Raw genomic sequence first — 26,748 nt, 5'->3', positions numbered from 1 at the left:
GAGAACTAGTGGCACAGTCCAAGTTGGATGCCGTCATCGCCCTGGCCAAGCGCAGAGGATTCGTCTTCCAAGCAGGAGAGATCTACGGCGGTTCCCGCTCGGCATGGGACTACGGGCCGTTGGGCGTCGAGCTCAAGGACAACATCAAGGCCCAGTGGTGGCAGCAGTTCGTGCGCGGACGCGAAGACGTCGTCGGCCTCGACTCCTCCATCATCCTGCCCAAGCGGGTCTGGGAAGCCTCCGGCCACGTCGCCACCTTCGTCGATCCGCTCGTCGAATGCCTTAACTGCCACAAGCGCCACCGCGAGGACCACCTCGTCGAGGCGTATGAGGCGAAGAACAAGAAGGCCCCGGAGAACGGAATGGCCGATGTCGTCTGCCCCGACTGCGGCACCCGTGGTCAGTGGACCGAACCGCAGGAGTTCTCCGGTCTCGTCAAGACCTTCCTGGGCCCCGTCGACTCCGAAGCCGGACTCCACTACCTGCGTCCGGAGACCGCGCAGGGCATCTTCGTCAACTTCAACAATGTGCTCACCGCTGCCCGGAAGAAGCCGCCGTTCGGCATCGGCCAGATCGGCAAGGCCTTCCGCAACGAGATCACTCCCGGCAACTTCATCTTCCGCACGCGTGAGTTCGAGCAGATGGAGATCGAGTACTTCGTCCACCCGGACGAGGCCGACGACTACTACAAGCAGTGGGTCGAAGACTGCTGGTCCTGGTTCCTCGACCTCGGCATCTCTGCCGACAACGTCCGCCGCCTCGACGTTCCCGCCGAGGACCGTGCGCACTACTCGGCCGGCACCATCGACATCGAATACCGCTTCGGCTTCCAGGGTTCCGAATGGGGCGAGCTGATGGGTGTGGCCAACCGCACCGACTACGACCTCGGCACTCACACCGAGGTCTCGGGAGCGAAGCTGCAGTACTTCGATCAGGCCAGCGGCGACCGCTACACCCCGTATGTCATCGAACCCTCCTTCGGTCTGACCCGGTCGATGATGGCATTCCTCGTCGAGGCCTACAGCGAGGACGAGGCGCCGAACACGAAGGGCGGAGTCGACAAGCGCGTCGTCCTCAAGCTCGATCCGCGCCTGGCTCCGGTCAAGGCCGCGGTGCTGCCGCTGAGCCGCAACGGGAAGCTCACCCCGGCGGCCAAGGATCTGGCTGCCCGCCTGCGTCGACGCTGGAACATCGACTTCGACGATGCCGGCGCCATCGGACGCCGCTACCGTCGCCAGGACGAGATCGGCACCCCACTGTGCATCACCGTCGACTTCGACACTCTCGATGACCAGGCCGTGACGATCCGCAAGCGTGATGATATGAGCCAGGAACGCGTGAGCATCGACCAGGTGGAGAACTACCTGGCCGAAAACCTCGCCGGTGCCTGACCCCAATTACTACCTGACGGCGGCCCAGCAACCTGGCGCGAGGTTGCTGGGCCGCCGTCAGGTAGTCCTGAGAACGGCCAACCGCGCCTGAAGGACCGCCATGCATATGACGTCCCATCGCGAACCGAAGGCCTCGCCGAGGGTTCGTCTGATCATGCTCGCCTGCCTCATCCCGCTCATCGTGGCCACGATCGCCGGACTGTTCGTGCTGTGGCCATCAGGACCGGACAAGGAGCTGCCCGGAGGTGGGCCGACGACGAACACGGCCGAGGGCACCACCGATACGAAGGTCACCGTCACCGCCGTCGACGCCTCGGACTGCGACCCCGGGGAGACGGACCCGATGGTGCAGGCCGACTGCACGACCTACACCGTCGAAGCGAACGGGCGCCAAGGCAGCCTGTACGTCACCCCCGACGCGGTCGAAGCCGGCGTCGACGTCGGGGACACGATCAAGGTCCTCGACTTCACGCAGTCGCCGGACCGGGAGGAGATGGGCACCGACTACGTGTTCATCGATTTCGACCGCAACGTTCCGATGCTGGCCGTGGCGATCCTCTACGCCGTCGTCGTCCTCCTCGTCGCCGGTCTGCGGGGCCTGCGCGCACTGATCGGACTGGGGTTCGCCGGTGCTGTGCTGTTCGTCTTCATGCTCCCGGCCATGCTCGACGGCAAACCCCCGTTGCTGGTGGCGATGATCTCGGCGAGCCTGATCATGGTCATCGCCCTCTACCTTGCGCACGGAATCTCGACGCGGACATCGACGGCGCTGTTCGGAACGGTGCTCGGCATCGTCATCACGGGCATCCTCGGCGCGTGGATGACGTCGTGGGCGAATCTGGGCATCGCCTATTCGGAGGACGGGTACCTGCTGGTCGACACGACCGATCTGGGGATGACCGACATCATCGTGTGTGCGATCCTCATCACCGGACTCGGGGTGCTCAACGACGTCACGATCACACAGGCCTCGGCGGTGTGGGAGCTGGCAGCCGCCGCTCCTGAGATGAAGCCGGCGCAGCTGTTCGCTCGGGCGATGCGCATCGGCCGGGACCATATCGCCTCGACCGTCTATACGATCACGTTCGCGTATGTGGGTTCGGCGCTGATGACGCTCATCATCGTCTCCGCTCACGATCAGCCGCTGATCGACACGTTCACGCTCGGGGACATGTCGGTGGAGGTGGTGAGCATCCTCGTGTGTTCGATCGGGCTGGTCGTCGCGATTCCACTGACGACCGGTCTCGGCGTCCTCGTCGTGAAATCGGGAGTTCGCCCGCCGAGGCGGCCCACAGGATCCGCTGCCGCGTCCGGCGCGATCACGGCCGACGGCGTCGCGGGGGACCGGCCCCCGCTGACTCGTCGCGAGACCCGTGAGCGCGACCAGAACCGCTGAACTTCGCCCTAGAACTACCTGACGGCGGCTCAGCAACCTCGCGCGAGGTTGCTGAGCCGCCGTCAGGATCCTTCTATGTCTGTCAAGCGGCTTGACCGATCGGGTTCGTGGCCTCGAGAATCCGATACACCGAGCGGGCCAAGGCACGCTTCATACACCGGATCGTCTCCTTCTTCGTCTTCCCCTCACTCAGCCGTCTAGCCATGTACGCCTGGGACTTCTTATGGTGAGAAAGCCGCGTGACTGCCACCATGTACAACGCAGAATTCAACCGACGATCACCACTGCGATTCAGCCGGAACCTCACCACATTCCCCGACGACGCCGGGATCGGACAGACCCCCGCCAGCTTCGCGAACGCAGCCTCGGAACGCACCCGCCCATGATGCGACCACGCCAGGTAGAACACAGCCGCAGTGATCGGACCGATCCCCGGCTCAGCCAGCAACGCCGCCCCCGGACTGGCCTTGACCAAGGCCTCGATCCGGGTGGCGTAGTCCTTGATTTCGGCATCGAGCTCGACGACACGTTTGGCTAACCGGATGGCTTCCCGACGAGCCTCGGTCAGTGCCACAGACTCGTCCCTGATCCGCCACTTCGCCACCGTCTGGATCGTGACCATCGACAATTTCCGACGCGCATCGACACCGAGGTCCTGACCACGCAACAGCGCAGTGAGCGCATTGATCGTCCGGGTCTTCTCCCGAGTCATGGACTCCCGCGCCTTGACCAAGATCCGCAGTCCTTGACGCGGCCCATCAGCCTGCCGGGGAAACCGCAGCCGCGACTCATCCATCGACAGGACCGCGCCAGCGATCCGTCGGGCATCGATCCGGTCGTCCTTGCCCGTGGCATGCCGGTCGCGAGCATTCATGCTCGCGGCCTCGGCGACCGTATAGCCTGCCTCGGCGATATGATCGGCCAGGATCGCTCCGTACGTGCCGATACCCTCGATCACCCACAGGGTCTCAAGGTCCCCGCCGGTACGACGCCCGGCCCACGTCAGGGCTCGTTTGATGCCGGCTTTGGTCGTCGGGAACGTGGCAGTATCGACGTGCTCACCAGACTTGGTGAGCACACTGTAGACGTGGTTCTTCGCGTGGGTGTCGACGCCAACGACAAACGCGTATAAATGCGAGATGATAGTCATGACGGTTCGTGCTTCTCCTGTGTCGGAACGGATGAGGTCCGACCGTCGAACGGTCGGCTCCGGTCCGGGAGATAGTCACGTCGAAACACTACTGTGATGAGTCACGTTCGGTCAGGAACGGACAACCTTCTGATCAAGTTATCGATGTGGGCCGAGCCGGTGCCGACCGCCCACCAATCATCAGACAGATCCCGACGAGGACATCGTTGGAGTCAGTAGCAATTAGAGTCATGATGATCGATGAGACGGTCAGTTCCTACTCTGCCAGCCAGTCCCAGACCAGCCACTATCAATACTCACAGTAGCAATTGGGGTCAGAACATTGTCCAGGCTTCCTGGAGGACGCCGCGGATGATCTGCTCCATCTCGTCGAACTCGTTCTGACCGACGGTCAGCGGAGGCGAGAGCTGGATGACCGGGTCGCCGCGGTCGTCGGCGCGGCAGTACAGACCGCTGTCGTACATCTTCGCCGAGACGAAGTTCTTGAGAATCCGCTCGGACTCCTCCTCGGTGAACGACTCCTTCGTGTCCTTGTCCTTGACGAGTTCGATTCCGTAGAAGAATCCCTCACCGCGGACGTCACCGACGATCGGCAGGTCCTTGAGCTTCTCGAGCGTGAACTTGAACGCCGCAGCGTTCTCGTGCACGTGGTCGCCCAGCTTCTCCTCTTCGAAGACGTCGAAGTTCGCCATCGCGGCGGCACAGGCGACGGGATGACCGCCGAAGGTGTAGCCGTGGTAGAAGGTCTCATCGCCGCCGGGACCGAAGGGCTCGAAGAGACGATCGGAGGCGATCATCGCGCCCAGCGGTGCATAGCCGGAGGTGATGCCCTTGGCCGAGGTGATGATGTCGGGAACATAGCCGAAGTCGTTGCAGGCGAACATGTCGCCGATGCGACCATAGGCGCAGATCGTCTCGTCCGAGACCATCAGCACATCGTACTCGTCGCAGATCTCGCGGACCCGTTCGAAGTATCCGGGAGGCGGCGGGAAGCAGCCGCCGGAGTTCTGCACGGGCTCGAGGAAGACGGCGGCCACGGAGTCGGCACCTTCGAACTCGATGGCCTCACCGATGCGGTCGGCGGCCCAGCGGCCGAAGGCCTTCTCATCGTGGGCGAGGTGCTCCGGTGCCCGGTAGAAGTTCGTGTTCGGCACCTTGTGCGCCCCGGGGACCAGCGGAGCGAACTGCTCACGCAGACCCGGCAGCGAGGTCACCGACAGCGCGCCGTGCGGGGTGCCGTGGTAGGCGGTGGCCCGCGAGATGATCTTGTGCTTGCCGGGCTTGCCGACGAGCTTGAAGTAGTTCTTCGCCAGCTTCATCGCCGACTCGACCGAATCGCCGCCGCCGGAGGTGAGGAAGACCCGGTTGAGATCGCCCGGCGCATAGCTGGCCAAACGCTCCGAGACCTCGATCGCCTGCGGGTGGGCATACGACCACAGCGGCATGAACGGCAGCTTCAGTGTCTGGTCGTACATCGCCTTCGCGATCTGCTCACGACCGTGACCCACCTGGACGGTGAACAGGCCGGCGAGACCGTCGAGGTACTTCTTGCCCTTGTCGTCGAAGATGTGGTGGCCCTCACCGCGTACGATGACCGGCGCCTCACCACCGTTGAACAGTGCTTGGTGTGGTGACATGTGCATCCACACGTTGTTGCGGATGGCATCCTGATAAGGAGTGCCGGCCCTGGTGACATTCTCTGTCATCGCGTCCCCCAGTTGTATTTCTGCTTTTCGAGTGAGAGGTACATGAAGAGCTCCGTATCCACGACGGCATCGATCGAGCGGAGCTCCTCATTGACGAACTCGATCAGATGCCGATCCGATTCACACACGATCTCGACCAGCAGGTCGAACGAACCGGCGGTGACGACGAGGTAGTCGATCTCGTCGTAGTCGTGCAGCTGCTCGGCGACCGCGGAGATGTCCCCGCGGACCTTCAGCCCCACCATCGCCTGCCGGGCGAATCCCAGACTCAGCGGGTCGGTCACGGCGACGATCTCCATGACACCCGACTCGATGAGCCGTGACACCCGCTGGCGCACGGCGGCCTCGGACAGGCCGACGGACTTGCCGATGGCCGAATAGGACTTCCGTCCGTCGTGCTGCAGTTCGACGATGATCGCCTTGGACTTCTCGTCGAGGTTCCCCAGTCGGGAACCGCTGCCGTTCGGCAGGAGCGGGTCCATTCTTCACCTCCGTGATGTGCGTCTCAGGACAATCTATCACCGAATCTGCTGAAATGCGCTGTTTCGCTTGCGAATTCCGTCGAAACTGAAATTGTTTGGTTCTGGATTCGTCAGAGATCGCCGAGGTGGCCGACGGGTATCCGTGCCGAGTGCCGTTTCCGCGGCCGCCCGGATCCGCCGGTGGTGACCGTTCGAATCGGCTGTGCGCCGAGCGCCCGGGTCCGCCGTGCGCGGACCGACCGGGTCGGTCGTTCGGGGATCGCTGGGGCCCGCTGTCGGCGGCCATCCGAATCCCGGTTGAGGAGCACTGCGAATCGTCGTTGCGAGAGCGCGCGGATCCGCGCCGACGCGCGGATCGGCGGACCGTCGGCAACACGCGCGGCGGCAGTGATTGACAGTATGTGAGCGGGGTCACCACACTGGGATCATGAATGAGGGTGAGCTGTTCTACGGCGGCGAGGATAATCGCCCGGATGTGTACGGGATGCGTCCCGGAGCCGAGCAGGGGCAGGCCGGCAAAGAGGTCAAAGCCCGCCCGCAGCCCGTTCCCGGCGAGGTCGACACGATCGGCGCGAACGAACTGTCGTTCAGCGCCGAGGAATACCTCGGTCGGATCGCCTCGGTGCGCAATCGCATGCTCGACCAGGGCCTGGCCGCGCTCATCGTCACCGACCCGGCGAACATCTACTACCTCACCGGATACAACGCGTGGTCCTTCTACACCCCGCAGCTGCTCTTCGTGCCCTCCTCGGGGCCCATGACGCTGTTCATGCGCGATATGGACGCCCGCGGAGCCTCGCACACCTCATGGCTGCCGCCCGAAGACATCGTCGGCTACCCCGAACGCTATGTGCAGAGGCCCCATATCCACCCCTTCGACTGGGTCGCCTTCGCCCTGCGCCAGCGGTGGGAGGTCGCCCGTGCCTCGACCATGCCCGTCGGCGTCGAGATGGACTCGCACTTCTTCTCCCCGCGAGGCTTCCGAGCACTCGTCAACGGGGTGCCCGAATGGCGCCTCGTCGACTGCTTCGAACTCGTCAACTGGATCCGCGCGGTCAAATCCCCGGCCGAGATCGAGCTCATGCGCAAGGCCGCAAAAGTGACCACCGCGGCCATGGATGCGGCGCTGGGCACAATCGGCGTCGGTGTCGGCCAGAACGAGGTGGCCGCGGCGATCTCCGAGGCCCAGACCGGAGGCGGTGACGGAATCTGGGGTGACTATCCCTCGATCGTGCCGCTCATGCCCACCGGCGAAAGTGCGGACACACCGCACCTGAGTTGGACCGACCGGACGTTCGAGCGCGATGAATCGGTGAGCATCGAACTCGCCGGAGTCCACCGCCGCTACCATGTCCCCCTGGCCAGGACGGCTGTGACCGGTAAGCCGAAGCAGGAGCTCGTCCGCCTCGAGGGGGTCGTCGCCGAGGCGTTGTCGGCAGTCCTCGACGCTGCCGCTCCCGAGGTGCCCACCGCGGAACTCGCCCGCACCTGGAATCGGGTGCTGGCTCTGTCAGGGCTCGAAAAACCCAGCCGCCTGGGGTACTCGATCGGGATCGGCTACCCGCCCGACTGGGGCGAGCGGACGATCTCGATCCGCACCGAGGACGACCAGATCCTCGAAGCGGGAATGACCTTCCACCTCATCGGCGGAATGTGGATGAACGGCTACGGAATCGAACTGTCCGAACCGGTGCTCATCACCGACACCGGCTGCGAGCCGTTCACGAACTTCCCCCGTGAGATCATCCGCGTCTGAGACGCGCACCGAACGACCCTCAGGCGAAGAACTGGATCCACAGGCCGAGGGCCAGGGCGTTGATCCCGGCCACCGCGAGCGCCCGGCCCTGCACCCAGGAGATGTCCCGCGCCGAGGCGGCCGCCGACGAATCCGCGATCTGCACGGCCATGGCCACCCGGGGAGGAGCAGCGAGGGCCGCCAATGAACCGGCCGCGTTTCCGGCCGCGACCACCGGCAGTGCCGAGACGTGAGACGAAGCGGCGACGGCGGTCAGGGTGCCGGTGAACATCGAGTTCGCCCCCGTGTTCGACCCGGTGAGCACCGCGCCGATGGAGTTCAGCCACGGAGTGAGCAGAACGAGCCCTGCCGGCAGCAGTCCGCCGATCGCCTCGCTCATTCCCGTCGTCGTCATGATCCAGCCCATGAGCATGAACGCGGCCGTGCCCACCCCGATGGGAACCCAGGAGCGCACGGCCGCGATGGAGACGGTGCGCCTGCCCTCGACAGTGATCGCGACGATGAGGCAGGCGGCCGCCAGCCAGAACGGGGGAGAGGCGATGATCTGCGTGACAGCCGAGGGCAGTGCCGAATGCAGGGTGCGAGCCAACAGCAGTCCGATCGTGAGCACCCCGTAGGGCAGAACCGCCACGCCGAGGCTGCGCGTCAGCCCCGTGGTCCGTTTGCGGATCATGAACAGCGCACCGACGACGAGGATGACGATGAGTGATCCGATGATCCCCGAGGGGGCCATACCGATGACGTAGCTGGAGGCGAGGATCCCCGCCCACATGAGTGCGCCGGCACCGATGATCCCCAGCGCCGAGGCGGCGGACGGTCGCATGATCGCGACCACGGCGATCGCGACGATGATCACCGGAATCGCATTGATCCACGCCGTGGCCAGACCGAGTTCGTCGACGTCGAGTCCGGCCAGCGCCGCGGCGACCGTGGTGCCCGGGCCCAGGGCGCCCCACGGAACGGCGATGAGGCCGAGGAGGCCGAGGATCGCCGACTGCCGCAGAGTGCACCCGAGATGGGTGAGGATCGGCACCCCGACGGTGACGCCGATGCCGAAGCCGGTGACCGACTCCGCGAAGGGCACGATCCCGAACACGACGAGCGCGACCCCGAGCGGTCGCCCCGGCGACAGGGATTCAACCCAGGACGAGATCTGCGACATCGAGCCGGCGGACTCGAGCAGCCGGGCGAGCAGCATGCCGAAGAGCAGGATGAGCGCGACCTCGAAGATGAGCGGAAAGTAGCCGATCCCCGATTCCACCAGCACCGAGGCGGGGGTGGGGAAGACGAAGGCGACGAGAACGGCCGCGAGCACGGCTCCGGCCAGGGCCGCGACCCAGGAACTCTGTTTGAGCAGGAGCAGGACGATGGCAATGAGGATCGGCGTGAGAGCCAGCACTGCCGCCATGGAGATGTGTTTCCTTTGTGAGAGAGGATTCTATGATCCAAGAATAGTTTATGATGCTCCAATGGTGAAAGAAGAGGATCTCGGCGCACGTGTCTTCGGCGCCCGCATCAGAGCACGGCGCAAGTTCAACAACCTCACCCTCAATGAGCTCGCGGTGAGGGCGGGACTGTCCCGCGCCGCTCTGTCGAAGATCGAACGCGGTGAGCAGGACACATCGGTCTCGAATGCCATGGGACTCTCCCGTGCCCTGGGCGTCGACGTCGGCGAACTGCTGGCCGCGCCGGAAGTCACGATCACCCGCAGCGAGGCGATCCCCACGACGTCGACCTTCGGCAAGGGCGTCTGGCGTCGGGACCTGCCGTCGGCGATCGAGAACATGGACGTCGTCCACTACCGTCTCGACCCGCGCAGCGAGACCTCGGCTTTCGCCGCGCACCGCAGCGGATCGCGGGAGAGCTTCTTCGTCCTCAAGGGCAGCATCGAGATCGTCACCATCGACCGTCGTACGACCCTGCATGCCGGCGACTGCGCCCAAGCTCCCGGCGACGTGCCGCATCAATTGGCCAACCCCCACGACGAACCCGCCGAACTCATGCTCATCATCGTCTGACCCGCCCCCCTTCTTACTACCTGACGGCGGCCCAACAACCTCGCGCCAGGTTGCTGGGCCGCCGTCAGGTAGCAAGAAGGGGTGGGGTTGACCGGACGTATCGCCTCGGCGATCATTGTTATGTTCCGTTTCCGTTCAAGGACGTCTCTCAAGTGAAGTGAATCCTCATGCCGTGACTTGCGGGTGCCACGGGCCCGCAGCGCTTCTGCGTACACGAAATGAGGACCCTCATGCCCACAGCCATCACTGTCTCCGAACTGGACTACCGCCTCGGCGACGATACCGAGATCTTCTCCGGACTCACCGCCACCATCCCTGCTGACCTCGTCGGATTGGTCGGCGACAACGGAATCGGCAAATCCACCTTCGCCCGCATCCTCGCCGGTCGACTGCGAGCCTCGTCAGGAACCGTCACGGGTGCCGATGGCGCCGTCTACATCGACCAGCTGCTGCCGCATTCCACGCAGCGGGTCGATTCCGCATTGGACATCGCCTCCGTTCGACAAGCGCTGGGCCGCGCCCTGGCCGGAGAAGCGACTGGCGCCGACTTCGACCTCATCGGCGATGACTGGGACATCGAAGCGCGAGCCCTGGCGGCGCTGTCCGAACTCGGGCTGCAGCTGAATGTGAGCGATCTCGACCGGAGTCTGAGCAGCTTCTCCGGCGGACAGGCCACACGCATCGGACTGACCCGAGCGGCACTGGTCGGCGACGCCTGGCTGATCCTCGACGAACCGAGCAACAACCTCGACGAGGATGGGCGGGCGCTGCTGACGACGCTGCTCACGGAACGCCGCGGACCGACCCTCGTCATCTCCCACGACCGAACTCTGCTGACCCAGATGAACTCGATCATCGAGATGACCGACCGGCTGCGCGTCTACGGAGGGAACTTCGATGACTACGAAGCCATGGTCGCCGCTGAAGAGGAAGCCAAGCAGCAGAAGGTCACCGATGCGAAGAAGTCCCACGAGGTCGAAAAGCTACAGCGGATCGAACTGGAGACGAAGCTCGCACGAGCCGACCGGAAAGCCAAGAGGGATAAGGAGAGCAAACGTCGACCGAAGATCGTCATGAACGGGCTGACGAACTTCGCCGAGAAGTCAGCGGCCAAACGGCGTGGCGACAAAGCCGCCGACGAGGCGGCGGCCTGGGACGAACTCACCGCTGCCAAGGATGCCCTGCGTCGGACATCGAGCGTCCGCCTCGACCTGCCCGACACCCAGGTCCATTCGACCAAGCGGGTCCTCGAGATCTCCACAGCCGCCTCGGCGAAGTCCGAGCGACCACAGACGATCGTCGGGCCGGAACGGATCCGACTGACCGGACCGAACGGGGCCGGGAAATCGACCCTGCTGGCGGCGATCCTGGCGGCCGCGGACGGCCGTGCCTCAGACGGTGGCGCCGCGGATGACCGTGCTGCGGACAGCGGCGGCCCGCCGGTCGCCGAACTCTTCGGCGACCTCGACATCACCGTCGCCGCCCCGACAGCCCACCTCGACCAGCAGTACCGACTGCCGGGAGAGCTGACGGTGATGGAAGCGGTGCGATCGGGCAATCCGCAGCTCGACCCGCACCGCGTCCGCGAAGTGCTCGCGGCCATGGGACTGCGTGCCGGACGCACCGACCAGATCTGTTCGACCCTGTCGGGTGGGGAGCGCTTCCGCGTCGCCTTGGCTTCAGGACTCCTCCAGGATCCGGCGCCGCAGCTGCTCATCCTCGACGAACCGGGCAACAATCTCGACCTGTCATCGCTCGAAGCGCTGGTGACCGCTCTCGAAGGATTCGGCGGTGCGATGGTGATCGTCACCCACGACGACCGACTCGCCTCCGAACTCTCCGTCGACACCGAATGGGACGTGCGGGAATTTCTGCGCTCCGAATCAGTTGATGTGAACATATGAGTCGACGCTACGGGGGAGGAGCGCGTCCGCAGCGGCACGGATTCCGGGCGTGAACAGGTGAGGAGAAGCAGGCGAATGTGCGATTTTGACTTGACTGGGATAATGGTTGCGTGAGTGTCATCAGCCCTGCCCCAGAAACCGCATCCCCGACGCCCGAAACAGCCCTGCGCATCGGGCCGATCGAGCTGTCCTCGCCCGTCGTGCTCGCGCCCATGGCCGGAATCACGAACACCGCCTTCCGCCGCCTGTGCCGCGAATACGGAGCCGGCCTGTACGTGACCGAAATGGTCACCACCCGGGCGCTGGTCGAGCGCAATCCGAAGACGCTGCGCATCATCCACCACGAACCGTATGAGACCCCGCGCTCCGTCCAGCTCTACGGAGTCGACCCGGTGACCATGGGCCAGGCCGTGCGGATGCTCGTCGAGGAGGACCGGGCCGATCACATCGACCTCAACTTCGGCTGCCCCGTGCCCAAGGTCACCCGCAAGGGCGGCGGCTCCGCGCTGCCGTGGAAACAGGACCTATTCACCTCCATCGTCACCACGGCCGTCACCGAGGCGGCCCGCCGGGACGTGCCCGTGACCGTGAAGATGCGCAAGGGCATCGACGCCGACCACACGACCTTCCTCGACGCCGCCGAAACCGCTCGCAACGCCGGCGTCGCCGCCGTCGCCCTGCACGGCCGCACCGCCGCGGACCTCTACTCGGGGACCGCGGACTGGGACGCGATCGCCCGGCTCAAGGACCACCTCGGCGACACCGTACCGGTGCTCGGCAACGGGGATATCTTCGCCGCCGAGGATGCCCTGGACATGATGGCCAAGACCGGCTGCGACGGCGTCGTCATCGGGCGCGGCTGTCAGGGGCGGCCGTGGCTGTTCGGTGACCTCGCGAACGCGCTGAACGGCAGCGACGAACGCCACCGTCCCGGTCTCGCCGAGGTGGCGCGCGCGGTGTACAAACACGGCGAATACCTCGTCGATCACTTCGAGGACGAATTCCTCGGCGTCCGTGACCTGCGCAAACACATCGCCTGGTACTTCAAGGGCTACCCCGTCGGAGGAGAGCTGCGCAGTCAGCTGGCCATGGTCTCCTTCCTCGAGGAACTTGCCGGACTGCTCGACCAGCTCGACAAGGACGCCCCCTATCCGGGAGCAGCCGCCGAAGGGTCCCGCGGCCGCACCACCCGGCCGAAGAAGCCGCACCTGCCCGAAGGCTGGCTGGACTCCCGCATCTTCGATCCCAGCGGGAAGTCGCTGCTGTCGGAGGCCGAACTCGACATCTCAGGAGGATGAGAATGCCCTTCGACACTCACCCGCACACCTCGGTGCGGACGGGTACCGTGGCGGTCTACTCGCCCTGGGACGAGGAGCGGTGGGTGAGCGAACCGGCGAAGAATCCACGACGTTCGGCCTTCCAGCGCGACCGTGCCCGCGTCCTCCATTCCTCGGGCCTGCGCCGCCTCGGCGCGAAGACCCAGGTCGTGTCCCCGGGCACGGACGATTTCGTCCGCACCCGCCTCACCCACTCCCTCGAGGTGGCCCAGGTCGGACGCGAACTCGCCCGCTACCTCGGGTGCGATCCCGATATCGTCGACACCGCCTGCCTGTCCCACGACCTCGGACACCCGCCCTTCGGCCACCACGGAGAGACGATCCTCGATGCCCTGTGCGCCGACATCGGCGGCTTCGAAGGCAACGCCCAGACCCTGCGCCTGGTCACGCGCATCGAACCGAAGGTCATCGCCGACGACGGCCGACCGGCCGGTCTCAACCTGTCCCGCGCCAGCCTCGACGCACTGACGAAGTACCCGTGGCCGCGGGCCGAAGCCACGGCCGGTCGCCGTGACTCCGGAGTGCGCAAATTCGGTGTCTACGATGACGACCGTGCTGTCTTCGACTTCTACCGCGACGGCATCGACAACGGCCAGAGATGCATCGAAGCCCAGGTCATGGACTTGGCCGACGACATCTCGTACTCCGTCCACGACGTCGAGGATGCCATCGTCGCGGGCCACCTCGACCTCGCCTACTTCACCGCCGACGACCGTCGGACCGAACTCTTCGACATCACCCGTCAGTGGTATCTGCCGGAGACCACCGATGCGGAGATGGACAAGGCGCTCGGCCGCCTGCAGGCGGCCGCCTACTGGCCCAAGGAGGCCTTCGACGGATCCCGTCGGGCCCAGGCCGGTCTCAAGCACATGACCAGTCAGCTCATCGGGCGCTTCGTCGGGGCCGCGGAATCCGCGACCCGTGAGGAATTCGGGTGGGAACCCCTCGCCCGGTACTCCGCCTCACTCGTCGTGCCCGAGACGACCACCGTCGAGATCGCCGTGCTCAAGGGCATGGCGACGCTGACGGTGATGGTCGCCGAGGATCGACTGCGACTCCATGACATCCAGGCGGCAGTCATCAACGAACTCGCCGAATGGTACTCGCAGTCACCGGACAAACTCGATCCGATGTTCCGCGCCGACCACGCCGAGGCCGCCGACGACTCCGCACGGCGGCGCGTCATCGTCGACCAGATCGCCTCCCTGACCGACCATTCCGCCTGGGCCCTCTACCATCACCTCAACGCCGGAGCGGGGGATCGGCTCTAGACCATGGCCGGACTCATCAAGCGCGAGGACATCGACGAACTGCGCAGCCGCACCCGCATCGACGAGGTGATCGGGGAATTCGTCACCCTCAAGACCGCAGGCATCGGATCGCTCAAGGGCCTGTGCCCGTTCCACGACGAGAAGACTCCCTCGTTCACGGTGCGCCCCCAGGTCGGGATGTACCACTGCTTCGGCTGCGGTGAATCCGGCGACGTATTCACCTTCCTGCAGAAGGTCGAACAGCTCAGCTTCGTCGAAGCCGTCGAGACCCTGGCCGGCAAGGCCGGAATGCACCTGCGCTACGAGGACGGGAAGGGCCCCGACCGGGAACAGGCCAGCCGCAGGCAGCGACTGCTGGAGATGCACGAAGTCGCCGGGCGCTTCTTCGCCCAGGCGCTGGAATCCGAAGCCGGGCAGATCGGTCGCGAATTCCTCACTGGCCGCGGCTTCCCCGCGGAGTCGAGCCGAGTCTTCGGCATCGGCTTCGCCCCGAAATCCTGGGATGGACTGACGACACACCTGCGCAGGGCCGGATTCACCGATGAGGAGATCCTCGCCGGCGGCCTGGCCAGCGAGGGCGGACGCGGAATCTACGACCGGTTCCGCGGTCGGGTGATCTGGCCGATCAAGGACATGACCGCCCGGACCATCGGCTTCGGCGCCCGCCGACTCTATGACGATGACAAGGGGCCGAAGTACCTCAATACTCCGGAGACCGCGCTGTACCACAAGAACCAGGTCCTCTACGGCCTCGATCTGGCGAAGAAGTCGATCGCGAAGACCAAGCGCGTCGTCGTCGTCGAGGGCTACACCGATGTCATGGCCGCCCACCTCGCCGGAGTCGACCAGGCCGTGGCCACCTGCGGTACGGCCTTCGGCGCCGAACACGTGAAGATCATCCGCCGCCTCCTCGGCGACGACCCGACCGGGCAGGTGATCTTCACCTTCGACGGCGACGCCGCCGGTCAGAAGGCTGCGCTCAAGGCCTTCGAATTCGAGAGCCTGTTCAGCGCCCAGACCTTCGTCGCCGTCGAACCCGACGGCCTCGACCCCTGTGACCTGCGGATGAGGAAGGGCGACGCGGCCCTGCGCGAACTCATCGACGGGTGCAAGCCGCTCTTCGAATTCGTCATCACCACCGCGATCGCCCGCTTCGACCTCGACACCGTCGAAGGTCGGATCTCCGCGGTCCGCGCCGCCGCCGAGGTGCTCACCGACGTCCGCGACCGAAACAGTCTTTCGCATTACTACCGGTTCGTCGCCGGCCGCATCGGCGTCGACATCGATGAGGTGGAGGCGGCGGTCCGCACCGCCGCTCGCCAGCCGAAGCAGAACAGACGGCCCGCCGAGGCGCCCGCCCGTCAGTCGTCATATCGCGACGGTCCGCCGCCGACGCCGACCGCGCCCGCACCCTCGACGTCAGCCGTACCCGGTTCGGGGTCAGGGTCCGGTGCCGGAACCGGACCGGGGCACGCCCCGTCCGGGGGCGCACGCGAGCCCGGGCCCGCCTCGGCGGGCGAGGCCTCCGACGAACGCGGCCTGGAATACGTCTACGAGGAACGCCCCGACGTCTCGAACCTCTCGGCCCCGATCAGCCCTGCCCGGCTGAAGACGGAGAAGGGCGCCCTCATGGTCGCCCTTCAACATCCGGAGGTGGTGAATGCGAAGCTCTTCGACTCGCTGTCCGCGAAGGCCTTCGAACACCCCGGCTACCGGCGGATCCAGGACGCGATCGGACAAGCCGGGGGACTGGGTGCCGCCGGCCCCGCCCAGTCGAAATGGGCCGAGCGCGTCCTCGACGCCGCTGCCGAGGACCTCAGACCCTATGTGGCTCAGCTGCTCGTGACCCCGCTGCCGGTGATCGAAGGGGACGGGATCGACCGGTTCGCCCGCGGCATCGTCGCCCGCCTCTTCGACTACGACCTCGAACGCATCGCCAAGGAACTCCACTCTCGCCTGCAGCGCCAGGACACGGCCGACGGAGCAGGCCAGGCTGCACTGCTCGGCCAGCTGCAGACCCTCGAGCAGCACCGGGCGAGGCTGAGGACGCTGATGTAGAACACTGCACACAGTGAAATAGTGCACAATTGCAGATTTGCATTTGGTGAAAGTTTGCACCTGGTGCAAAATGGACGTATGCCCGTTGATGAATCCCTGCGCTCGAAAAAGGCGCGGCTGACCCGCAGCGCCCTCCACGAGGCGGCGATCACCCGCGTCCTCGAAGACGGCCTGGCCTGTGCCACCGTGGCGACGATCGCCGCCGACGCGGGGGTGTCCACACGCACCTTCTTCAACTACTTCGAGACGAAAGAGGACGCGATCGTCGGCCTCGGATCCGAGGTCAGCGTCGATGAGGGCCTCGCCTTCGACTACGTCCACAGCCCTGCCGGGCTCGACACGCTGGCCGAGGACACGGCGCGCTTCGTCCGCGAAGCGCTGCTCGTCGGCTCCGTCGATCCCAAACTTCCGGCTCGGCGCCGCCGCCTCTTCGCTCTCTACCCGGAACTCGTGAGCAAGAGCTTCGACCGGGCAGAAGAACTCGAAGAGATCGTCACCTCTCACGTGCTTGAGCGACTGCGCCACCTCGGCCAGGAGTTCTCCTCCGAGGAGTCCGCCTGGCGCAGCGCGCGGATGCTCACCCAGCTCTGCCGCGTCCCGCTCAACCATGCGGGACAGACGATCAAAGCCGATCCCGAAGCGGTCGAGGGCAAAGGCGGAACCCAAGCGATCTTCGAAGACTCCCTGAGCCTGTTCCGCAAGGTACTGGACCGACTGCAATGACGAAAGCTGTGATGAGAAGCAACCACGAAACCGATGAGAAGGCGATGACGGCAACCACCTCGAAGAACTCAGCACCCGCGGGACCCGACGCACAGACCGAGCCGATGGCCACCTCGGCGATCATTCTGCTCTTCGTGGGCCTGATGATCGCGATGTTCATGTTCTCCCTCAACCAGACGGTGCTGGCGACCGCGCTGCCGACCATCGTCGGCGAACTCGACGGCGTCGACCAGATGCTGTGGGTCTCCACCGCGTTCATGCTCGCCTCGACGATCATGATGCCCGTCTACGGCAAGGTCGGTGACCTGTTCGGACGCAAACCGCTGTTCATGTTCGCCATCTGCTGCTTCCTGCTGGGATCGGTCTTCGCCCTGATCGCGAACGAGATGTCGACGCTGATCCTCGGCCGCGTGCTCCAGGGCATCGGCGGCGGCGGAATGATGATCCTCTCACAGTCGATCATCGCCTCCGTCGTCCCCGCCCGCGAACGCGGCAAGTACATGGGCATCATGGGCTCGGCCTTCGCCGTGTCGTCCGTGGCCGGACCGCTCATCGGCGGCTGGCTGACCGAAGGACCCGGCTGGCGCTGGGCGTTTGCCATCAACTTCCCTCTGGGCATCATCGCCCTCATCGCCGCCGCCGTGTTCCTCAAGGTGCCCAAGCATGACAAGGGCGCAGGCAAGCGTCCGAAGATCGATGTCATCGGCATGGCGCTCGTGTCCATCGTGACTTCCTGCATCGTGCTCACCTCCGCTTGGGGCGGACACGACTACGAATGGGGATCATGGCAGATCAACGGGCTTATCGTCACCGGAATCATCGCCGCAGTCGCCTTCGTCTTCGTCGAACTCAAGGTCAGCGAGCCGGTCATTCCGATGCACCTGTTCGCCAATCGCGACTTCCTTTTGTGCACGATCGCCGGTCTCTTCGTCGGCATCGGCATGTTCGGTGTGCTCTCCTACATGCCCACCTACCTGCAGATGGTCCACGGCATCGATGCCACCGTCGCGGGACTGATGATGGTGCCGATGATGGGCACCATGCTCGTGTCGTCGACGCTCGTCGGATTCATCGTCTCCCGCACCGGCAAGTACAAGAAGTACCCGCTGACCGGCATCCTCATCATGGCCGCCGCACTCGTCCTGCTCTCCCAGCTCAAGGCCGAGAGCTCGGCCTGGGAGACCATCGGCTGCCTGGCGCTGCTCGGACTCGGACTGGGCTTGAGCATGCAGACTCTCGTCCTCGTCGTCCAGAACGCCTTCCCGGTGTCCATGGTCGGCACCGCGACCGCCTCGAACAACTACTTCCGACAGGTCGGCGCCACCTTGGGCATGGCCTTCATCGGTTCCGTGTTCACCCAGCGGCTGATGGACAACATCAAGTCCGGAATCACGGAGATCGCCAAGGCCTCCCCGCAGGGTCACATGCCCAAGGTCTCCTCGACCGGGCTGACCCCGGAGATCGTGTCGAAGCTGCCGGAGCCGATGCATTCGCTCATCATCACCTCCTACAACGATGCCCTCGTGCCCCTGTTCCTGTGGGTGGCTCCGCTGGCGGTCCTCGGTTTCGTCTTCCTCTGCTTCCTGCCCAACACTCCGCTGGCGCAGACGCTGAAGAACGAACCGGCGAAGCGGGAGAACCTCGACGTCGCAGCAGAGAACGCGGGGGCCGTGTCCGCGTCGGTTTCCACCCCGGTCGAGGCTTCATCGGTTAGTGTGGCAGAAAGCCCACTGTCCAAGGAGCCGAGGAATGACGGTACTGACCATACTCAACGCACCCGGGACCGAGATCCCCGAGCTGATCACTGATCTGGGGGAGCGGGACGGGATCGAACTGCGCATCGCCGAGGCGTCGACCCTGTCCCAGGCGCTGCCCGGCACCGATGTGCTGCTGATGTGGGATTTCTTCTCCACCGCACTCAAGGATGCCTATGCACATGCCGACCGGCTCGACTGGGTCCATGCCGCCGCGGCGGGCGTCGATTCGCTCCTCTTCGATGAGCTCGTCGACTCGCCGGTGACGGTGACGAACGCCCGGGGGATCTTCGACCGCCCGATCGCCGAGTTCGTCCTCAGCTACATCCTCATGCATGCGAAGAGCTCGATCGGCTCGCTGAACGACCAAGCGGAGGGGAAGTGGAACCGCCGGTCGACCCGCGATATCGCCGGCACCAAGGCGCTCATCGTCGGCACCGGTGCGATCGGCCGGGGCATCGCCCGCCTGCTGACGGCCGTCGACATCGAGGTCACCGGAGCCGGGTCGCGCGCCCGCAGCGGCGACCCCGACTTCGGTGAGGTCATCGACTCCGCCGCCCTGCCCCAGCATGTGGCCGGATTCGACTGGGTCATCGACATCGCACCGCTGACGGAGAAGACCGAGAGGCTCATCGGCGCCGAGGCATTCGCCGCCATGGATGACACCGCCGTGTTCATCAATGTCGGACGCGGAGACACCGTCGACACCGACGCGCTCGTCACTGCGTTGCGCGACGGGCAGATCGCCGGGGCCGGGCTCGACGTCTTCGACGAAGAGCCGCTGCCGGCCGACCATCCTCTGTGGGCGATGGACGATGTCATCATCACCCCGCATATGAGCGGAGACACGAACGGGTGGAGAATGCGGCTGGCCGAGCAGTTCCATCGCCTGTTCGAGGCGTATCTGGCCGGAGAGCGGTTCCCGCACACCGTGGACAAGAAGCTCGGGTACGTGCGGTGAGCCTGGCCGACGACCCTGCGGCGCAGCGGGCGTTCCTGGCCAGGGTGATCGCCGAACTCATCGCTGTGCGCCGTGCCCGTCTGCTGAGCATGCTGGTGCTCGCCCTGGCGATGCTCGTCGCCGGACTCGGTGCCGCCGTCCAGGCTCAAGGCGATCACATCGATGCGGTGCTGCTGTTCTCGGCATTCAGCCTCATCATGATCGGCATCGTCTGTGCGCTGGGCGCGATCATCGCCTGGACGCGGATCAACCGGGACGTGCTCGATTCGATCGCGGCCACCCGTCCGGCTCGAGCCAAGGCGCCGCGGACGCGGAACGCCGGACTCGCCGTGGCCCTCGGCTTCGCCATCATCGGGATCCTGTTCGGCATCCTGCTGTGGGCTCAGACGCCGGTCCTGGCCGGCGCCGTCGTCATCGCCTGCCTGCTGCTGTCCTGCCTGGGACCCATCTGGGCGAATGAGCTGGCCAACGCCGATGACCGACTCGCCGTCATCCTCGACAGCGACGACGAACTGGCTGACCGATTCGCCAGTTTCACGCCGATCTGGCTGCATGAAGCCATGGAGTCCGATGCCGCGGAGTGATTGACACTTCCCGCTGCTGACCAGACGTCCCGAAACCGGCAGAACCTCCCGTTCCTGCGGGAGGTTCTGCCGTTCCCACGGGGTTGCGGCACGAAGCGGAGGGCATGCGGCCCAGGGTGCGGGATGGCGCCGAGCATGTGCTGAACCACTGGCGCAAGGCCCGGCGGGGACGGCGACGGACGTGAATGACGAAGGTGCCCGGAGTCGTGAGACTCCGGGCACCTGTCTCAGCCAGTTATCGAACGCTCATCCGAGCGTTGCGGTGGGCCGCCTCGGCGATATCGATATCAGGGAAAAGCCGGGACGTCGACGTCGGCCATCTTGGCCACGCAGCGCACGACCTGGCAGGAGTAGCCGAATTCGTTGTCGTACCAGACGTAGACGACGACGCGGTCCTCGTCGACGATCGTGGCCAGACCGTCGACGACACCGGCTCGCTTGGACCCGACGAGGTCGGTGGACACGAGCTCGGGGGAGGTGACGTAGTCGACCTGGTTGCGCAGCGGCGAATGCATCGACACTTCGCGCAGGAACGTGTTGAGCTCGTCGACCGAGGTGGCCGTGTCCAGGTTGAGGTTGAGGATCGCCATCGACACATTCGGGGTGGGCACGCGGATCGCGTTGCCCGAGAGCTTCCCGGCCAGCTCCGGCAGAGCCTTGGCCACGGCCTTGGCGGCACCGGTCTCGGTCAGCACCATGTTGAGGCCGGCCGCGCGTCCCCGGCGGGAGCCCTTGTGGAAGTTGTCGATGAGGTTCTGATCGTTGGTGAACGAATGGACGGTCTCGACGTGGCCGTTGCGGACACCGAACTTGTCGTTGATGGCCTTGAGCACCGGGGTGATCGCGTTCGTCGTGCACGAGGCAGCCGAGACGATGGTGTCCGAATCGAGGATCGCATCGTCGTTGACTCCGAAGACGATGTTCTTCACATCGCCCTTGCCGGGAGCCGTGAGCAGGACCTTCGACGCACCGGGGCAGGCGAGGTGCTTGGACAGGCCCTCGTCGTCGCGCCACTTTCCGGTGTTGTCGACGATGATGGCATCGTTGATTCCGTAGGCGGTGTAGTCGACCTCGGAGGGGTCATCGGAGTAGATGACCTGGATGAGGGTGCCGTTGGCCTGGATGGTGCTGTTCTCTTCGTCGACGACGATGCTGCCGTCGAAGGCTCCGTGGACCGAGTCGCGGCGCAGCAGGGAGGCGCGCTTGACGATGTCGTTCTCTCCATTGCGGCGCACGACGATGGCACGCAGACGCATACCGGTGCCGCCGGCACGATCGATGAGAATACGGGCGAGGAGACGACCGATGCGACCGAAGCCGTAGAGGACGATATCGCGGACCTCGCCCTTGCCGGACTGAGATTCGACGACATCGGCGAGCTCGGAGGCGAGGAAGGCATCGACATCGGCGTTGGGATCATCGAGCTTCTCGATGAGGCGGCCCAGATCGATGCGGGCCGGTGCCAGGTTGAGCCCCGACAGCGCCTTGACGATGCGGTGGGTGATCTGGATGTCGAGCTCTTCGCCGAGGAAGTGGCGAGCATAGCGGTGCGCCTTGATCATGCCCGTCACCGACTTATTCAGCAGCGACCGCCCGAACAGGGTGAGCAGCACGTCGTTCTCACGGTACAGGCGTCCGACTAGCGGAATGAGTTCTTCGGCGGCGGTCTGCTTCTTCGCCCAATCGTTCAGGCGAGCAGTCGTAGCGTCAGTCAAAGGTCGTGTCCCCTCGGTCAGTTGAAACGGATGCGCCCACAGTCTACCGTCTCGCCTACTCGCGATCGGACCGGCGTTCCTCGAATCGTTTGAAGCCCAGCAGGGTCAGCGCCACGATTCCCGCACCGGTGATGAGCGCGCCGAGGCTCTGCGCCTGCACCTTCGGTTCGACGAACCGGTATTCCGGCTCCTCTTCGCGCGGCCGAGGCGGTTTCGCCGTGCCGATCCAGGCGGCGATGAACAGGATGATGCGGGCGAAGACGTTGAGCGTGAGCATGATCGCGATGATCGATCCGAACACGCCGGCGGCCTTGTTCCCGGAGAAGAGATTGACGAGCACGGTGGAGAAGTTGATGAGGATGAGGAACGCGGTCGCGCCGATGAGGGAGCCGCGGTTCTTCGCCTGCTTGTCGACCGGCTTCTCCGGCAGCATCGTGAACAGGAACCAGAAGATCAGCCAGGCGGCGCCGAAGGTGAGGATGACCGGAACGATGAACAGCAGACTGCCGGCGAATCCGCCGAGCCCGAGGAAGTCGGCGATCATCGAGCGCAGACCGGTGCCGACGACCGTGAGCGCCACGGCCAGGAGGAGGCCGATGATGAGGCCGATGAGGGTGACCACGTTGTTGATGACCTTGCTGACGAAGGACTTCTCCGGCACGGCATCGTCGAAGTCGTCGTGCAGCTGAGCTCTCACCGCGGCACCGAGGTTGCCGATGAATCCCTGACCTGTGTAGAGGCCGGTGAGAATACCGATGATTCCCACTCCCTGCCAGTCGAGGAGGAAGCTCTCGAGCTGCTCGGTCAGCGAGGAGTTGCCGGCGGTGAAGGTCTCGATCTGCTTCGTGACCTCGGGAAGGAGCTCGGGGCGTGCGACGTCGAGGACGAATCCGATGCTCGCGAGGCTGACCATGGCGATGGGCATGACCGCGAGAACGAGGAAGTAGGTGATCGCGGCACCGAACTGATTGCCCAGACGCTGTCCGAAACGCTGGACTGCGCGCACGAGGTGGGCGGGCCCGGGTCTGTTGACGGCATTGTGGCCGACCTCAGCGACGGTGTTGCGTGAGGCCAGTACTTTGGCAGGTGCCACGTGTGTGCTCCTTCGATGAGTATCCGCACGGTGCGTTCGTAATCCGGTCTGAGGTGTTCGTTTCCACACTAACCGCTGTGAGCGCACTGTGAGCGGCGGGCCGCGCCCTTATCCGGACTTTTGGCCATGCCGAACCCTGATCCGGACTCTCTCGCCGCTGCTGTCGCCGCTGCTGTCGCCGCTGTAGCCGCCGCTGTAGCCGCCGCTTTCGCGACCGCTGCCACAGGTGGGCTCACCGGCAGTCTGCCTTCCGGCTCAGCTGTGGCGGATGTCCTCTCGGCCGGGGTGGGCGCCGGGACCAGCAGTGCATCGGCTCCTCGAGGGAGCGGCTCGCCCGTGAGTCAGCTCACCCAAGCAGATGCCGTATAAGCGGGATCGACCTCTTCACCGGGCTTGACCGGTCCGGGAGCCGTCCCGTCGCCGAACGGCGATCCGCCGAACTTCCGGTCACGGCCGTGATCGCTGAGCCAACCCGAGAGATCGGGGCCCTTGGGCACGATCTGTGTCGGGTTCACATCCTGGTGGACGATGTAGTAGTGCTGTTTGATCTGCTCGAAGTCGACCGTGTCTCCGAAGCCCGGGGTCTGATAGAGGTCGCGGGCGTAACCCCACAGGTTCTCGAACGCCGTGAGCGGCTGCCGATTGCACTTGAAGTGACCGAAATAGACGGGATCGAAGCGCACGAGCGTGGTGAACAGTCGGACATCCGCCTCGGTGATGGTCTCACCCATGAGGAACCGTGACCGGCCGAGCCGATCCTCGACGATGTCGAGCGCGTTGAAGAGGCGATCGAAAGCGGCATCGTAGGCGTCCTGGGAACCGGCGAAGCCGCAGCGGTAGACCCCGTTGTTGATCTCCGTATAGATATGGCGCATCACCTTCCCCATCTCCTCCCGGGATTCTTCGGGCCAGAGATTCGGGGCGCCTGCGCGGTGGTAGTCGGTCCACTGAGTGGAGAAGTCCTCCGTGATCTGCGGGAAGTCGTTGGTCACGACGACGCCGGTGGGCACGTCGACGACGGCAGGCACGGTGATTCCGCGCGGATAGTCCGGAAAGCGCGCGAAGAACGCCTGCTGCAGCCGTTCGATGCCGAGCACCGGATCCACCCCGCCCGGATCGAGGTCGAACGTCCATGACCGCGCATCATGGGTGGGACCGGGCATCCCGAGGGAGATGACGTCCTCGAGCCCGAGGAGGCGACGGACGATGATCGTCCGGTTCGCCCAGGGGCAGGCGCGGGCGGCGATGAGGCGATACCGGCCCGGTTCGACGGGCCACTGAGCGTTCGGATCGTTGAGGATGCGATCGTCGATGTAGTTCGTATCGCGGTTGAATTCCGCACCTTCGGTCACGTAGCTGGGGGTGTGATCGGTGGACTCGGACATGACGCTGCCTCCCATGGGATCGACGAGTTCGACTTCTGTCCTCAGCTTACGACGTTGAGGCAAGCCCTCGCCGAGGCGGGACGACGTTCCCGCCCCGCCGTCCTCCCGGACGGCAGGCATTCATCCTCGCCGAGGTGGGACGACGACGGCCCGGGACGGACCGTTCGAGTCCGTGCCCGGGCCGTGCCCGCACGCTGTGCTCAGCGACTGTCCGTTGTCGGCGGCGATCGACCGTCGCCGGCGGCGTGTGTGCCTCAGCCGGCGTAGAGCGCGTCGATCTCGGCGGCGAAGTCTTTATTGATGAAGTGACGCTTGACCGACTGCTTGGCAGAGAGGTAGCCGTTCTCCTCGCTGAGCTCGATCGGCAGGATTGTGAATTTCTTGACTCCTTCGGCCCGCGAGACGGTCCTGTTCATCTGTTCGACGGCTTTGGCCACTTCGGCCTGGACCGCATCGTCCTCGGCGGCTTCGCGCAGATCCATCTGCGGCAGATCGTGGTTCTTCAGCCAGCCCGGCAGCATCTCCGAATCGAGGAAGATCAGCGCCGAGACGAACTTGCGGTTCTCGCCGACGAGCACCGGCTGGCCGATGATCGGGTGGCGACGCAGCACATCCTCGAGCGGAGCCGGGGCGACGTTCTTGCCGCTGGAAGTCACGATGATCTCCTTCTTGCGGCCGTTGATCGTGAGGTAGCCGTCGTCATCGAGTGAGCCGAGGTCACCGGTGCCGAACCAGCCGTCGTGGAACTCCTTGGCCGTGGCCTCGGGGTTGTTCCAGTACTCGCGGAAGACCGGCGCGCCCTTGGCCAGGATCTCACCGTCGGGAGCGATCGCCACAGAGGCGCCCGGCAGCGGAACGCCGACAGTTCCGATCTTCGACTTCTCCGGAATATTGACGGTGATCGGTGCCGTGGTCTCAGTGAGTCCGTAGCCTTCGAGAACGATGATGCCGAGTCCGCGGAAGAAGTGTCCGAGATGAGAGCCGAGTGCGCCACCGCCGGAGACCGCGTGAGTGACGTTGCCGCCCATAACTGCGCGCAGCTTCGAATAGACGAGCTTGTCGAACAAGGCATGCTGGAGCTTGAGGGCGGTCGGCACCTTGCCGGTGTCGAGTGCCTTCGAGTAGGCGACTGCGACCTGCTCGGCACGGCGGAAGATCTTCTCCTTGCCGCCTGTTTGAGCGGTCGCCAGCGCGGAATTGAACACCTTTTCGAAGACACGGGGCACACCGAGGATGAACGAGGGGCGGAAGCTGCCCATGGCGTCGGTGAGCTTCATCAGATCCGACTGATGGGCGAGCAGAGCACCGTTGCTGATGGCCAGGACCTCGATGAACCGGGCGAAGACGTGAGCCTGCGGCAGGAACAGCAGGCAGCGCATATTCGTGTCGAGAACGCTGGGGATCTGGTGGCGAGCGGCCTGGGCGGTCTGCACGAAGTTCGCGTGGGTGAGCACACAGCCCTTGGCCTTTCCGGTGGTGCCGGAAGTGTAGATGATCGTCGCCACGGAATCGGAGCCGACCTGCGAGCGAGCGGCTTCGAGCTCTTCATCGGTGACGGCCTTGCCGGCTTCGGCGAGATCGGCGAAAGCGCCGTCGTCCCAGACCCGCAGCGCTGGCTCGTCGCGTCCGGCGGCCTTGGCTGCAGCACGCACCCGATCGGCATGCTCGCGTGATGCGACGAGCCCACGAGTGACATCGACGTCGGTGAGCATCCAGCTGAGCTGACTCTCCGAAGAGGTGTCGTAGAACGGCACGGAGATTCCGCCGGCGTACCAGATGGCGTAGTCGCTGAGCGTCCACTCATAGGAGGTGGGGCCGAAGATCGCGATCCGGTCACCGACTTCCACGCCCAGAGCGATGAGCCCCTTAGCGACCGCCTTGACCTCTGCGAGGAATTCGGCCGCGGTCAGTTCGTTCCAACCGTCGCCGTCGGGCTTGGCTACCAGAGGACGGCCGGGGTTCTCAGCGACGGTGCTGAGGAAGATATCAATGGTCGACGAGGTGGTATCGACCTCGAAACCGACAACGGGTGTTGACGACTGCGGCATGGTCGTTGAGCTCATG

20 protein-coding genes are annotated in these 26,748 nt (G+C 65.1%); 12 read left to right on the top strand and 8 right to left on the bottom strand.

Going from position 1 to position 26,748, the window contains the following annotated elements; genetic code table 11:
- Positions 1–8: 8 nt before the first annotated feature.
- Together CXR29_RS09985 and CXR29_RS09980 are read left to right on the top strand one after the other, a co-directional pair.
- Positions 9–1,391 carry a glycine--tRNA ligase gene (locus tag CXR29_RS09985; protein ID WP_127364442.1) on the top strand — a complete coding sequence of 461 codons (1,383 nt, stop codon included), beginning with the start codon at positions 9–11 and terminating at the stop codon, positions 1,389–1,391.
- A gap of 100 nt (positions 1,392–1,491) precedes the next feature.
- Positions 1,492–2,787 (top strand): YibE/F family protein, encoded by a 1,296-nt coding sequence (locus tag CXR29_RS09980; RefSeq protein WP_127364441.1) that lies wholly within the window; start codon positions 1,492–1,494, stop codon positions 2,785–2,787.
- Between the two features lie 82 nt (positions 2,788–2,869).
- Here CXR29_RS09980 and CXR29_RS09975 read toward each other — a convergent pair whose 3' ends face one another.
- From CXR29_RS09975 to CXR29_RS09965, 3 genes are all read right to left on the bottom strand, one after another.
- Positions 2,870–3,937 carry an IS110 family RNA-guided transposase gene (locus tag CXR29_RS09975; protein WP_127364440.1) on the bottom strand — a complete coding sequence of 356 codons (1,068 nt, stop codon included), beginning with the start codon at positions 3,935–3,937 and terminating at the stop codon, positions 2,870–2,872.
- Between the two features lie 314 nt (positions 3,938–4,251).
- Entirely contained in the window at positions 4,252–5,643 is a 1,392-nt protein-coding gene (locus CXR29_RS09970; protein ID WP_101593371.1) for an aspartate aminotransferase family protein, read from the bottom strand.
- The gene (locus tag CXR29_RS09965; protein WP_025780565.1) at positions 5,640–6,125 is read right to left on the bottom strand and encodes an Lrp/AsnC family transcriptional regulator; all 486 of its coding nucleotides are present in this window, start codon (positions 6,123–6,125) and stop codon (positions 5,640–5,642) included. The genes CXR29_RS09970 and CXR29_RS09965 overlap by 4 nt, the downstream gene beginning before the upstream one ends.
- Positions 6,126–6,552: 427 nt before the next feature.
- On the opposite strand from CXR29_RS09965, the gene CXR29_RS09960 reads away from it, so the two are divergent.
- Complete coding sequence (locus CXR29_RS09960; RefSeq protein ID WP_180956927.1) at positions 6,553–7,881, top strand: M24 family metallopeptidase; 1,329 nt, start codon at positions 6,553–6,555, stop codon at positions 7,879–7,881.
- 19 nt (positions 7,882–7,900) lie between these two features.
- Here CXR29_RS09960 and CXR29_RS09955 read toward each other — a convergent pair whose 3' ends face one another.
- Complete coding sequence (locus CXR29_RS09955; RefSeq protein WP_127364439.1) at positions 7,901–9,289, bottom strand: L-lactate permease; 1,389 nt, start codon at positions 9,287–9,289, stop codon at positions 7,901–7,903.
- 61 nt (positions 9,290–9,350) lie between these two features.
- Here CXR29_RS09955 and CXR29_RS09950 point away from each other — a divergent pair, with 61 nt between their 5' ends.
- The 9 genes from CXR29_RS09950 to CXR29_RS09910 all read left to right on the top strand — a co-directional run bounded on the left by CXR29_RS09950 (position 9,351) and on the right by CXR29_RS09910 (position 20,491).
- Positions 9,351–9,899 carry a helix-turn-helix domain-containing protein gene (locus tag CXR29_RS09950; RefSeq protein ID WP_127364438.1) on the top strand — a complete coding sequence of 183 codons (549 nt, stop codon included), beginning with the start codon at positions 9,351–9,353 and terminating at the stop codon, positions 9,897–9,899.
- Between the two features lie 230 nt (positions 9,900–10,129).
- The gene (locus CXR29_RS09945) at positions 10,130–11,803 is read left to right on the top strand and encodes an ATP-binding cassette domain-containing protein (protein WP_127364437.1); all 1,674 of its coding nucleotides are present in this window, start codon (positions 10,130–10,132) and stop codon (positions 11,801–11,803) included.
- 110 nt (positions 11,804–11,913) lie between these two features.
- Positions 11,914–13,101, top strand: coding sequence for a tRNA dihydrouridine synthase DusB (gene dusB, locus CXR29_RS09940; protein WP_101553416.1), 1,188 nt, complete (start codon positions 11,914–11,916; stop codon positions 13,099–13,101).
- 2 nt (positions 13,102–13,103) lie between these two features.
- Positions 13,104–14,411 carry a deoxyguanosinetriphosphate triphosphohydrolase gene (locus tag CXR29_RS09935; RefSeq protein WP_101553417.1) on the top strand — a complete coding sequence of 436 codons (1,308 nt, stop codon included), beginning with the start codon at positions 13,104–13,106 and terminating at the stop codon, positions 14,409–14,411.
- 3 nt (positions 14,412–14,414) lie between these two features.
- Positions 14,415–16,469, top strand: a complete 2,055-nt coding sequence (gene dnaG / locus CXR29_RS09930; protein ID WP_101553418.1) for a DNA primase — start codon at positions 14,415–14,417, stop codon at positions 16,467–16,469.
- A gap of 78 nt (positions 16,470–16,547) precedes the next feature.
- The gene (locus CXR29_RS09925) at positions 16,548–17,192 is read left to right on the top strand and encodes a TetR/AcrR family transcriptional regulator (RefSeq protein ID WP_101553419.1); all 645 of its coding nucleotides are present in this window, start codon (positions 16,548–16,550) and stop codon (positions 17,190–17,192) included.
- Between the two features lie 11 nt (positions 17,193–17,203).
- The gene (locus CXR29_RS09920) at positions 17,204–19,000 is read left to right on the top strand and encodes an MDR family MFS transporter (protein ID WP_240811951.1); all 1,797 of its coding nucleotides are present in this window, start codon (positions 17,204–17,206) and stop codon (positions 18,998–19,000) included.
- On the top strand, positions 18,942–19,907 hold the full coding sequence (locus CXR29_RS09915; RefSeq protein WP_101553420.1) for a D-2-hydroxyacid dehydrogenase: 966 nt from the start codon (positions 18,942–18,944) through the stop codon (positions 19,905–19,907). Before CXR29_RS09920 ends, CXR29_RS09915 begins: the two co-directional genes overlap by 59 nt.
- Positions 19,904–20,491, top strand: coding sequence for a hypothetical protein (locus CXR29_RS09910; protein ID WP_240811952.1), 588 nt, complete (start codon positions 19,904–19,906; stop codon positions 20,489–20,491). Before CXR29_RS09915 ends, CXR29_RS09910 begins: the two co-directional genes overlap by 4 nt.
- 287 nt (positions 20,492–20,778) lie before the next feature.
- On the opposite strand, the gene CXR29_RS09905 is transcribed toward CXR29_RS09910, so the two are convergent.
- The 4 genes from CXR29_RS09905 to CXR29_RS09890 all read right to left on the bottom strand — a co-directional run bounded on the left by CXR29_RS09905 (position 20,779) and on the right by CXR29_RS09890 (position 26,747).
- The gene (locus tag CXR29_RS09905; protein WP_127364436.1) at positions 20,779–22,206 is read right to left on the bottom strand and encodes a glyceraldehyde-3-phosphate dehydrogenase; all 1,428 of its coding nucleotides are present in this window, start codon (positions 22,204–22,206) and stop codon (positions 20,779–20,781) included.
- A gap of 55 nt (positions 22,207–22,261) precedes the next feature.
- A complete protein-coding gene (locus CXR29_RS09900) occupies positions 22,262–23,299 on the bottom strand; it encodes a YhjD/YihY/BrkB family envelope integrity protein (protein WP_101553422.1) in 1,038 nt (345 codons plus the stop codon).
- Positions 23,300–23,640: 341 nt separating this feature from the next.
- A complete protein-coding gene (locus tag CXR29_RS09895; RefSeq protein ID WP_101553548.1) occupies positions 23,641–24,684 on the bottom strand; it encodes a glutathione S-transferase C-terminal domain-containing protein in 1,044 nt (347 codons plus the stop codon).
- A gap of 254 nt (positions 24,685–24,938) precedes the next feature.
- Positions 24,939–26,747, bottom strand: a complete 1,809-nt coding sequence (locus tag CXR29_RS09890; protein WP_127364435.1) for an AMP-dependent synthetase/ligase — start codon at positions 26,745–26,747, stop codon at positions 24,939–24,941.
- Position 26,748 lies beyond the last annotated feature (1 nt).

This window comes from Brevibacterium linens (assembly GCF_003999335.1).
Lineage (GTDB): Bacteria > Actinomycetota > Actinomycetes > Actinomycetales > Brevibacteriaceae > Brevibacterium > Brevibacterium linens.
The sequence above is the reverse complement of the archived record's forward strand: the minus strand, read 5'-3'. Positions and strand labels throughout refer to the sequence as shown.